1 protein-coding gene is annotated in these 814 nt (G+C 43.2%); it reads left to right on the top strand.

What is annotated here, in order from left to right:
* A partial coding sequence (locus KUA11_RS16930) for an NBU/pMV158-type mobilization protein (protein WP_217412199.1) occupies positions 1 to 814 on the top strand: 814 nt, incomplete at both ends.

The following is an 814-nucleotide window of genomic DNA, read 5'->3' as shown; positions in this document are numbered from 1 at the left end:
GGACAAGGATTACAGAAGAAAGCTACCCCAATCCGGGAAGGGGTAATAGTAATCAGCGAGGAAACCACAATCCAGCAGCTTCAAGACTTGGCCGAAAAACTGGAAGAACGCTTTGGAGTGCACGCCTTCCAAATCTACACCCATAAGGATGAAGGCGCAAACGTATGGGACGGAAAGGAAGAAGCATGGAAACCGAACTATCATGCGCACATGATCTTTGACTGGACGGACGGCCATACAGGAAAAACTGTAAAGCTGAACAGACACGACATGGCGGAGATGCAGACTATAACAGCAGAGTGTCTCAACATGGAACGTGGAGTTTCTTCAGACAAGAAACACTTGTCGGCCATGCAATACAAAAACAAAATGGAAACAGAGAAAGCTGAACAACTTCAAAAAGACATCGAGCAACTAAACAGGGCATACACTGCCGGAACCGAGAAAATCACCACAGTCCAAAAGGAACTTAGTACGGCACAAAAAGAGCTAAACAGCATGAAAACCGACATACACATCAACGAAGCCAAAGAAGCTGCCGCAAAAGCCGGAAAAACCGTATTTAATACCGTTACAAGCGTCTTTAATGTAGGGGAAGTAAAACGACAAGCCAAAGAAATTGAAACCCTCAAAAAAGAAAATTATAACCTCTCATTCAAGAATCAAAATTTAGAAGGACAATTAAGAACCAACAACATCGAGATGCGAAGGGTACAGGAAACAACCGACAGACAGATAAAGGCAGAAGCATCCAAACTAAAACCCATAACCAACCTTTTTCCGGAAATGGAAAATGCACAGGAAAATATAGAGG

Source organism: Acetobacter estunensis, from assembly GCF_019083805.1.
In the GTDB taxonomy this organism is placed as follows: domain Bacteria; phylum Pseudomonadota; class Alphaproteobacteria; order Acetobacterales; family Acetobacteraceae; genus Acetobacter; species Acetobacter estunensis_A.
This window is presented reverse-complemented; position numbering and strand designations above follow the sequence as displayed.